The following is an 8,632-nucleotide window of genomic DNA, read 5'->3' as shown; positions in this document are numbered from 1 at the left end:
AGAGCCTGTTCAGTATCTTTTTGGCATGCGCGTTCGAGCGAGAAGGGATGCAGTGCAAGGCGCGGCGCGCCGCTCAAGGTCGTCCCTTGAGCAAGCGACGCAACGCCGCAATGCGCACTTCTCGCTCGAACCCTTCGGGCAACCCCGGAAACCGGCCGCCTGCGGTGTTGCGACTCCTTGCCGTGGCCCGGGGGCGCCGAGCCCGCCACGACGCGTCGCCACGCCTTGCATTCGACCGGTTTCCGGGGTTGCGCGCATGTCAAAAAGATACTGAACAGGCTCTTAGTTCACAGGTCTTGTATTTCGCCCTGCCCGCATGGGCAGCCTGGCGCGTGCCGTGCAGGCTCGAGGCGATGATGTACACGCGGGATGAAGCACATCCCTGCGCATGGCCGAAATGAGAATCAGGCCTTGGGCGGAGGTTCCAGCCCGGGGAGATCAATGGATGCCAGGCGAGCCGGCAGGAATGACGACACGGCAGCCTGGAAGCGGCTTGCAGATGCCGGAAACTCGAAGGGTACGTAGTCGGACAGCTCTTCGATCGTCGGAACGACGTCGGACTCACCAGCATCACTGCATTCCGTAGACGCAGCCTGGTCCTGGAACTGCAAGGACTGTGCACGTGCAACGGTATCGTCGCCCAGAACGGCGACAGTCGCCTGGGCGGTAAAGATTGCAAGCAGGAATGCGATGAGGAGCTTTTTCATCGTTACATGAAGGTCGCGGTTCTTGGACGCCCGCGATGCAATGACCCCGTCATTAGACCACAAAGAGGGAATAAAGAGACCGCCGAGTGAGGCGGCATCCCTCCCGCCAAGCGCGTCAAGCACTCGAATGACCGAAACCTCGCGCCCTGGACTGCCGACGGCCGTATCGCCAAGCCACCAAGCGGATGCCCCGAGCCGCGACACTGTTCGCGCCCGACCGCACATCGGTTTCTCTGCCTTCCGTTATGTCTGACTTCCGTTGCCCCGAACCCTCACGCGCCGTTCCTGTCTATCTTGACAATCAGGCAGCGGCCGCTCCATGCCCGAAATGAACACCGGCACTGTTGCGGCGCGGGTGGATGCTGCCGTCTGCAACAGGAGTCACGCAATCAAGAACAAGGAGCATATGCATGCACTTCGATCCCGGACCCGCCAGCCTACCGTTGATTGCAGTCATCCCTCCCTTCCGGCGGGCTATCCATGTTTTGCGAGAGCACGCAGGACCCGCCCTCGTCCTGCATGCGCATCGCTGCGCAGGTGGCGTCAAGGCAACGCGCCCGCAATGAAGACGCGCGCATTTTTCCTGCGCGCGCTTTTTTATGGCGCCGTCTGGTGGGTGCTGACGGAAGGCGCACCGGATGCATGGGCGCTTGGCATCGTCTGCGCCACACTCGCTGCCCTGCTGAGCCTTTACCTGCATCCGCCGACACCACGCCGCGTCATGCTCGCGGGAATACCCGGCTTTGTCCGGTTCTTCCTCACGCACTCGCTCCGTGGCGGAGTGCAAGTGGCCGCGGTAGCGCTCAGGCCGCGCCTTGCGTTGCGGCCCGCCATCGTCGACATCCCGCTGCGCCTGCGCGACGAACCTGATCAACTCTTTCTCGCCGGCGTGCTCAACCTCATGCCGGGCACGCTCTCAGCCGGCCTGGACGGCGGACACCTGCAGTTGCATGTGCTGGACCGGCGCATGCCGATCGAGGAAGAGGTGCGCAATGCGGAGGCGAGTGTTGCACGACTGTTCGGAGTGCCATTGCAATGAGCGCGCTGAGCCTGATGCTGGCGCTGTTCCTCCTCGCCAACCTGCTCGTCGCGCTGGTGCTGGTGGTGCGCGGCCCGACCTCGGCCGACCGGCTTCTGGCAGCGCTACTGTTCGGCACGACCGGGGTGGCAGTGCTCTTGCTGCTGGCACAGGGAAACGGACCGCTGGTGGATGTGGCGCTGGTATTCGCACTGCTGGCAGCCATCACCGGGGCGGCCTTTGCGCAACGTGCTTGGCGCCGGGAATCGGGAGCAAATGAGGATGAGCGTCATTGACTGGATCAGTGCGGCCTGCCTGCTGGCGGGCGCCGCCTTCTTTTTCGCCGGAACCGTGGCGCTGCTGCGTTTCCCGGATGTCTACACCCGCCTGCACGCGCTTGCCAAGGCAGACAACCTCGGACTCGGTTTCATGCTGCTCGGGCTGCTTCCGCGTGCAGACGGTGCGGCAGAGGCACTCAAGCTCGTGCTGGTCTGGCTGCTGGTGCTGGCCGCCAGCGCCTCGGTCGGCTTCCTCGTCGCCCGGCGAGCGCGGCGGCGCAAGATACCTCCATGGACCGGCAAGGAGCATGCATGATTGCACTCGCATTTGACCTGATGCTGGCGGCGTCGCTGCTCTGGGCAGCGTTCCGTGCCCTGACCACACCGGACCTGTTTCGGGCAGTGGTGATGTTCATCGTCTTCGGGCTACTCATGGCGCTGGCCTGGGCGCGGCTGGATGCGCCGGACCTTGCGCTGGCCGAAGCCGCCATCGGCGCGGGGCTTTCCGGTGCGCTCCTGTTCGATTCGGTCGGCCACTTGCGCGCACGTTCCCGGAGGCGGCAATGACGGCCGGGCAGAAGCGGATTCGCAACCTGCTTGTGCTTGTCCCCTGCGCCTTGTTCGCCTGGTTTGCCGTGGATGCCGTGCTGGCGCTGCCGGAGCCTGCCATCCGGCTCGCCGGCCTGGTCGATGCCGCAATGGACAGGAGCGGCGTGAAGCATCCCGTCACCGCGGTCCTGCTCAACTTTCGCGGTTACGACACGCTGCTCGAGATCGCGGTCCTGCTGCTCGCCCTGCTGGGCGTGATTGCCGCCTCCGGCAGCGACAGCAGTCACAGCAGCGACGGCAACGACGGGAGCGGAAATGCAGGACTGCGCCGGCTGCCGTCGCCGGCGCACTCCTTTCTGCAATCGCTCACGCGGCTGATGGCGCCGCTGATGGTCCTTGCCGCCGGCTACCTGCTATGGGCGGGCGCGCATCGCCCGGGCGGCGCCTTTCAAGCCGCTGCCGTTCTTGCCGCCGGCATCGTGCTGCTCTATCTCGCCGGCTTGCTGCCCCGGCCACCGGGATCGGGACGGCTGCTCCGGGTCGGGGTCATTGGTGGTTTCCTCATCTTCCTGGCCGTGGCGGCTTTTCCCCTTGCCGGCGGCGCCCTGCTCCAGTATCCACCACAGCTTGCCGGCGCACTGATCCTGCTGATCGAATGCGGGCTGACGATCTCGCTGGCGCTGATCCTCTCCGGCCTCTTCCTGCGCCTGCCGGATGAATTCGAAGAGGAGGAAGAGTGACGCCCGGACTGCTCTTTGCGCTGACAGGAATCGCGTTGTTCTCCGCCGGTGCTGCCGGCCTCGTCCTGCAAACGCATCTGCTGCGCAAGGTCATTGCCTTCAACGTGATGGGCAGCGGCGCCTTCCTGGTCCTGGTCGGCCTGGGCCAGCGCAGCGGGCAAGCTGATCCCGTCTCGCAAGCGATGGTGCTCACGGGAATCGTCGTGTCGATCGCGGCAACCGCACTGGCACTCGCCCTCGCGCGCCGCCTGCTCAACCTGACAGGCGAAATGCGTTTCCCGGCGGAGAACCGGGATGATTGAGCTCATTCCTCTGCTCATCCTCGTGCCGCTGGCGTGGGCCAGCCTGGCGTTTCTCCTGCGGCCGGCGCACGGCTGGATACTGGCGCTGGGCGGCGTGAGCCTGCAGCTGGTCCTGGCCTGGCGGCTTGCCGCGCAGGTGACGGGCGGCGCACTGCTGCAGCACGCACCGGGAGGCTGGGACGCGCCGCTGGGCATCGCGCTCTCGGCCGACGGGCTGTCCGCGACAATGCTGCTGCTGGCGCAAGGCGTTGCCTTGCCGCTGGTGCTGTATGCCCGCGCCTATTTCGGCTGCCATCCCGAGGGCGTGCGCACGTTCTGGCCGCTGATGGGTTTCCTGCTGGCTGCGATGAACGCACTCTTCCTGTCGGCCGACATCTTCAACCTGTATGTCACGCTGGAACTGGTCGGGCTGGCAGCCGTCGGCCTGGTGGCATCGGGCGGCCCCGGATCCATCGCCGCGGCATTGCGATATCTGCTCGTGACGCTGCTCGGATCGGGCGCCTATTTGTTCGGCGTCGCGCTGCTTTATGGCTCCTACGGCACCGTCACGCTGTCGGAGCTGGCACCCTTGCTCGAGGAGTCGTCGCCGCCGACAGTCGCACTGGCCGCCGGGCTGATGCTGGCCGGCATGGCGATCAAGACGGCGCTGTTTCCCTTCCACTTCTGGCTGCCGCCTGCGCACGGCGGCGCTCCCTCGCCCGTGTCGGCCCTGCTCTCTGCGCTGGTGATCAAGTCTTCCTTCTATCTCGCGGCCAGGCTGTGGCTGTCGCTATTCCTGCCGATGGCCGCACCGGCGTGGGGACAGCTGATCGGCGTGCTTGGGGCCGCGGCCATCTTCTGGGGTTCGGCCATGGCCTTGCGGCAAGCCAGATTGAAAATGCTGATTGTGTATTCCACCGTCGCGCAGGTGGGCTACCTGTTCCTGTTCTTTCCGCTCGCCGCGCAGACAGAACCGTCGGCCGCGCAGAGCGCGCTCCAGGGCGTGACGCTGCAAGCCCTGGCCCATGGCCTGGCGAAAGCGGCGATGTTCGCGGCGGCAGGTGCTGTCATCCTGTCCACCGGGCATGATCGCATCATGCAGCTCGGCGGCATCACGGGCCGTATGCCGATGACGGTTTTCACGCTGGCGATGGCCGGCGTATCGCTCATGGGCTTGCCGCCCTCGGCAGGCTTTCTTGCCAAGTGGCTGCTGATCGACAGCGCCATCACGAGCGGCCAGTGGTGGTGGATCGTCGTCCTGATTGCTGGCGGCCTGCTGACGGCTGCCTATGTGTTCAAGATCTTGCGCTACGCCTTCGTGCGCGCGGAACAAAGCGAGGTCTACAAGCCCGTGCCGCGCCTCGTCGAGTGGCCGGGCTTCCTGCTGGCCGTGGCGAGCCTGGTGCTGGGCCTGCGTGCGACGGAACTGATGAACGTGCTGGGGGCGCCATGACCTGGAATGAAGCGCTCCCCCTGCTGGTGCTGTGCAGTTCCCTGGTTCCCGGCTTCATCATCTTCACGCTACCCGAGGAGCGCCGGGGCCTGCGTACCGCCCTCAACCTGGCAGGTGCCGGCCTCAAGCTGGTTTTCATTGCCTTCATGCTGTGGGGCGTCGCGCGCGGCGAGCGCTACGAATTCCGCCACACCATTGTGCCGGGACTGGAACTGGTGCTGCATGCCGACGCGCTGGCAATGCTGTTTGTCACCCTGTCCGCTGCGCTGTGGTTCCTGACGACGCTGTATGCGATCGGCTACCTCGAGGGATCGCCGCACCGCAGCCGCTTTTTCGGCTTCTTCAGCCTGTGCGTGACGGCGACGGTGGGTGTGGCCATGGCCGGCAACCTGTTCAGCTTTTTCTTTTTCTACGAGCTGCTGACGCTGTCAACCTATCCGCTCGTCGTCCATCGCGGCAAGGAGTCGACGATGAAGGCGGGGAACATTTATCTCGCATACACCCTGACCGGCGGCGCGGTGCTGCTGACAGGCGTGGTCTGGCTGTACGGCCTGCTTGGGCGCGTGGAGTTCGTCCCGGGCGGATCCGTCTCCGTGCTCGGCCCCGCCTATGCGGACCAGCTTCGGCTGGTGTTCGTACTGCTCGTAGCCGGGCTGGGCGTCAAGGCGGCACTGGTGCCGCTGCATGGCTGGCTGCCGAAGGCAATGGTCGCGCCGGCTCCGGTGTCGGCGCTGCTGCACGCGGTCGCCGTCGTGAAAGCCGGCGCCTTCGGCATCGTGCGTATCGTGTACGAGGTCTACGGCGCCGACTTCGCGCATGGTCTGGGTGTGTCCACGCCGCTTGCGGTGCTTGCCTGCATCACCATTCTGTGGGGTTCGCTGCGCGCGCTTTTCCAGGATGACCTTAAGCGCCGGCTGGCCTATTCGACAGTAAGCCAAGTGTCCTACATCGTGCTGGGGGTTGCGCTTGTCGGTCCGGTGGGAACGATCGGCGGACTGGTTCATCTCGTCCACCAGGGCATCATGAAGATCACCTTGTTCTTCTGCGCCGGCAATTACGCGGAAACGCTCGGCATTCACAAGGTCAGCGAAATGAACGGTGCCGGCCGGCGCATGCCGCTGACGACACTCGCTTTCAGCATTGGGGCGCTCGGCATGATGAGCGCCCCGCTCACCGCCGGCTACGTCAGCAAGCATTATCTGTCCGAGGGCGCGGCGGCCGCGAACGCGCCTTGGGCGGGATGGGTCCTGCTGGTGTCGAGCGTGCTGAACGCCGCCTACTTCCTGCCCATCCTGTACCGCGCGTGGTTCAGGCGCCCCGAGGCTGGCTGGCCGGAAGAGTCGATCCCGCGGCGCGGGTGGCTGGAAACAAACGGCTTGCTGCTTGCCCCGCCGCTGGTCAGTGCCATTGCGGTACTCGTTGCCGGCACCTTCGCCGAGCACTCGTGGAGCCCGTTATCGTGGGCAAAGCTGATTGCCGAGCGGCAGTATCTGAAGGTGGAAGACTGACGCGAATCGCCGCAGCGACGAGGGTCGGCCCGCACAGTAATTTTTGCAAAAGTTGGCTAAAAACCGATCTTTCGCCTGCCCGGCTCCTGCTTCACGCGCAGGTCTTCCGGCGCGAGCGCGCTGCGCCCGGCCGCAACGGCGAATCCCAGCCCGTCGAGCAAGGCCTTGCGCATCTCTCGCGGCGAAACACTTGACAGCTTGTCGAGCACACCCTCGGAAAGCGTGTCGTCCATGTTCTGCAGCTTGAGCTCCCGTAACAGCCCTAAATACACATTCTTCGCAATGCCTGCCGCCTGGTCCGGCGACGGCGCGGGCACTTCATACACTGCCATGCGCGACAGCAATGCCGGCGGAATGCCGTCGAGGCTGTTCGCCGTCAGCACCCAGAAGACATGGCTGGCGTCGAGATCGACATCGATGAACTCGTCATGGAATGCGCGCGATGTTTCCGGCTCCAGCAACTGGTACAGCGCCGCCATCGGATCGGACTGCGTGGAGCCTGTGGCCTTCTCGACTTCATCGAGCAAGACGACGGGATTGGCGAACTTGCCGCGCACCAGCCGCTCCGCCACCTTGCCGCATTTCGCGCCTCTCCAGGTGGAAGAACTGCCGGTGATGACAAAGCCCGCCGACAGCGCATTCATGCTGATGAATTCAAACTCGGTGCCGAGCACCGCCGCCAGCCGTTTGCCAAAATGCGTCTTGCCCACGCCCGGATCACCGAGCAACAGGATCGGCATCACATTGAAGCCGGCACCACCGATGATCGACAGCCCGAGGTACCGCGTCAGGTCGTCCAGCACCTCGTCGAAGTTCGGACAATCGTCGTAGAGCGGCTTGAGCGCTTCGGTGCTGGAAGGTGTCGTGACGAAGCGTTCCGCACCAAATTCCAGCATGTCGTCATAGAAGGCTTCCAGCTCGGGGGATTTCAGTGCACGCGCTTTTTCCTGCGCGTTTTCCACTGCTTGCATGCTGTAAATAGGATGAGAGCGGGCCAGCGTAAGCGTCATTTGTAGGTCTCCTCCAATGCATACTTTGTGACATCGGTATTGATGCAAAGTTTATTCCACGCATTAGGGATTGCCAGCAATTCATGACGCGGTGTTGCGTAAATGTCGCTGTAGAAATATCTAACCGTTAATTGGCAATATGGCCATCAGCTCCACCGCCGCAACAGCGACCTCATCACTGAGGTCGATGTGATTGCTCGCGTGCGCAATGGTATTGCAGCTCACGATGCGATCAACACCGGCCGCCTGCAGATCCTCGTAGGCATTTCCGGCAAAGATCGGATGCACGGTCACGCATACCGGTGGCGGCAGGCCGGCTTCCTTCAAGCGCTTCACCGCCGCAATCATCGTCTGCGCAGTCGATGTAATGTCGTCCACGAGCACCGGCGTGCCGCCCTTCCATGCGCTGGTATCGGGCTTCGACACCGACACGCTGCGGTCGCCGGTGCGGGTCTTGTCGAGTATCGTGTACGGGCAACCGACGGACTTTGCGACCTTCGCAGCCCACTGTTCACTCTCTGAGTCGGGGCCGACGATCACCGGCTGCTCGACATTGGCAGCGATCCAGTCCCCGATGACCGGCGCCGCGCGCACCACTTTGGTCGGGATGCTGTAGATCTCGTTGAGTTTGTGGTGGCGGTGCAGGTGCGGATCGACCGTCACAAGCCAGTCGCAGAAATCGGACACGAAGCGTGCAAAGTGCGCCGACGTCACGCCCTCGCCTTCCCGGAAGCGCGCATCCTGTCGCATGTACGCAAGATACGGCGCCACCAGCCCGACGCGGCGCGCGCCCAGCTCGCGCGCAATGCTGGCGGCCAGGTACAGCGACATCATCTTTTCGTCGGGGCGGTCCAGCGTGCAGACAAAGATCACATCCCGCCCGTGTACCGGCGACAACAGACGGATGTAGGACTCGCCGTCGGGAAAGCGGCGCGTTTCCATCTGTCCCACCTCGCAGGAAATGGCACGGTCGAGATGCAGCGCGAAGGCTTCATTGCCGGGCATCGGAAAAAGAATCGGGATCATCGTTGCACTCCAGGTTTGTTTCTTCGAGATTGGTTCAAGGGTTGTATCGTGCAGCAATCGTG

12 protein-coding genes are annotated in these 8,632 nt (G+C 64.1%); 9 read left to right on the top strand and 3 right to left on the bottom strand.

The window, feature by feature from the left end; translation table 11 throughout:
• Nucleotides 1-401: hypothetical protein (locus ACYVIA_RS02685; RefSeq protein ID WP_460837609.1), on the top strand; the 401-nt coding region annotated here is incomplete at its 5' end.
• 3 nt (nt 402-404) lie between these two features.
• On the opposite strand, the gene ACYVIA_RS02680 is transcribed toward ACYVIA_RS02685, so the two are convergent.
• On the bottom strand, nt 405-707 hold the full coding sequence (locus ACYVIA_RS02680; RefSeq protein ID WP_460837607.1) for a hypothetical protein: 303 nt from the start codon (nt 705-707) through the stop codon (nt 405-407).
• Between the two features lie 562 nt (nt 708-1,269).
• On the opposite strand from ACYVIA_RS02680, the gene ACYVIA_RS02675 reads away from it, so the two are divergent.
• From ACYVIA_RS02675 to ACYVIA_RS02640, 8 genes are read left to right on the top strand one after another with little or no spacing between them, the layout of a single operon-like run.
• Entirely contained in the window at nt 1,270-1,746 is a 477-nt protein-coding gene (locus ACYVIA_RS02675) for a Na+/H+ antiporter subunit E (protein WP_460837605.1), read from the top strand.
• Nucleotides 1,743-2,021: a monovalent cation/H+ antiporter complex subunit F gene (locus ACYVIA_RS02670; protein ID WP_460837604.1), complete on the top strand. Its 279-nt coding sequence runs from the start codon at nt 1,743-1,745 to the stop codon at nt 2,019-2,021. Before ACYVIA_RS02675 ends, ACYVIA_RS02670 begins: the two co-directional genes overlap by 4 nt.
• The gene (locus tag ACYVIA_RS02665) at nt 2,008-2,319 is read left to right on the top strand and encodes a monovalent cation/H(+) antiporter subunit G (protein WP_460837601.1); all 312 of its coding nucleotides are present in this window, start codon (nt 2,008-2,010) and stop codon (nt 2,317-2,319) included. The genes ACYVIA_RS02670 and ACYVIA_RS02665 overlap by 14 nt, the downstream gene beginning before the upstream one ends.
• The gene (locus ACYVIA_RS02660) at nt 2,316-2,570 is read left to right on the top strand and encodes a Na(+)/H(+) antiporter subunit B (RefSeq protein ID WP_460837600.1); all 255 of its coding nucleotides are present in this window, start codon (nt 2,316-2,318) and stop codon (nt 2,568-2,570) included. The genes ACYVIA_RS02665 and ACYVIA_RS02660 overlap by 4 nt, the downstream gene beginning before the upstream one ends.
• The gene (locus ACYVIA_RS02655; protein ID WP_460837598.1) at nt 2,567-3,292 is read left to right on the top strand and encodes an MnhB domain-containing protein; all 726 of its coding nucleotides are present in this window, start codon (nt 2,567-2,569) and stop codon (nt 3,290-3,292) included. The genes ACYVIA_RS02660 and ACYVIA_RS02655 overlap by 4 nt, the downstream gene beginning before the upstream one ends.
• Nucleotides 3,289-3,594, top strand: a complete 306-nt coding sequence (locus ACYVIA_RS02650; RefSeq protein ID WP_460837597.1) for an NADH-quinone oxidoreductase subunit K — start codon at nt 3,289-3,291, stop codon at nt 3,592-3,594. Before ACYVIA_RS02655 ends, ACYVIA_RS02650 begins: the two co-directional genes overlap by 4 nt.
• The gene (locus tag ACYVIA_RS02645; protein ID WP_460837595.1) at nt 3,587-5,026 is read left to right on the top strand and encodes a complex I subunit 5 family protein; all 1,440 of its coding nucleotides are present in this window, start codon (nt 3,587-3,589) and stop codon (nt 5,024-5,026) included. Before ACYVIA_RS02650 ends, ACYVIA_RS02645 begins: the two co-directional genes overlap by 8 nt.
• The gene (locus tag ACYVIA_RS02640; protein WP_460837593.1) at nt 5,023-6,534 is read left to right on the top strand and encodes a complex I subunit 5 family protein; all 1,512 of its coding nucleotides are present in this window, start codon (nt 5,023-5,025) and stop codon (nt 6,532-6,534) included. Before ACYVIA_RS02645 ends, ACYVIA_RS02640 begins: the two co-directional genes overlap by 4 nt.
• Nucleotides 6,535-6,590: 56 nt before the next feature.
• Here ACYVIA_RS02640 and ACYVIA_RS02635 read toward each other — a convergent pair whose 3' ends face one another.
• Both ACYVIA_RS02635 and ACYVIA_RS02630 read right to left on the bottom strand, forming a co-directional pair.
• Nucleotides 6,591-7,544: an AAA family ATPase gene (locus ACYVIA_RS02635; protein ID WP_460837591.1), complete on the bottom strand. Its 954-nt coding sequence runs from the start codon at nt 7,542-7,544 to the stop codon at nt 6,591-6,593.
• A gap of 120 nt (nt 7,545-7,664) precedes the next feature.
• A complete protein-coding gene (locus ACYVIA_RS02630) occupies nt 7,665-8,570 on the bottom strand; it encodes a ribose-phosphate pyrophosphokinase (RefSeq protein WP_460837589.1) in 906 nt (301 codons plus the stop codon).
• Between the last annotated feature and the right edge of the window lie 62 nt (nt 8,571-8,632).

This window comes from Noviherbaspirillum agri, from assembly GCF_054780595.1.
The sequence above is the reverse complement of the archived record's forward strand: the minus strand, read 5'-3'. Positions and strand labels throughout refer to the sequence as shown.

Bases quoted from the DNA above. Each gene is read 5' to 3' on its own strand.
- ACYVIA_RS02655 (WP_460837598.1), top strand. From the start codon at position 2,567: ATGACGGCCGGGCAGAAGCGGATTCGCAACCTGCTTGTGCTTGTCCCC.
- ACYVIA_RS02665 (WP_460837601.1), top strand. From the start codon at position 2,008: ATGAGCGTCATTGACTGGATCAGTGCGGCCTGCCTGCTGGCGGGCGCC.
- ACYVIA_RS02680 (WP_460837607.1), bottom strand. From the start codon at position 707: ATGAAAAAGCTCCTCATCGCATTCCTGCTTGCAATCTTTACCGCCCAG.
- ACYVIA_RS02635 (WP_460837591.1), bottom strand. From the start codon at position 7,544: ATGACGCTTACGCTGGCCCGCTCTCATCCTATTTACAGCATGCAAGCA.
- ACYVIA_RS02670 (WP_460837604.1), top strand. From the start codon at position 1,743: ATGAGCGCGCTGAGCCTGATGCTGGCGCTGTTCCTCCTCGCCAACCTG.
- ACYVIA_RS02630 (WP_460837589.1), bottom strand. From the start codon at position 8,570: ATGATCCCGATTCTTTTTCCGATGCCCGGCAATGAAGCCTTCGCGCTG.
- ACYVIA_RS02660 (WP_460837600.1), top strand. From the start codon at position 2,316: ATGATTGCACTCGCATTTGACCTGATGCTGGCGGCGTCGCTGCTCTGG.
- ACYVIA_RS02640 (WP_460837593.1), top strand. From the start codon at position 5,023: ATGACCTGGAATGAAGCGCTCCCCCTGCTGGTGCTGTGCAGTTCCCTG.
- ACYVIA_RS02675 (WP_460837605.1), top strand. From the start codon at position 1,270: ATGAAGACGCGCGCATTTTTCCTGCGCGCGCTTTTTTATGGCGCCGTC.
- ACYVIA_RS02645 (WP_460837595.1), top strand. From the start codon at position 3,587: ATGATTGAGCTCATTCCTCTGCTCATCCTCGTGCCGCTGGCGTGGGCC.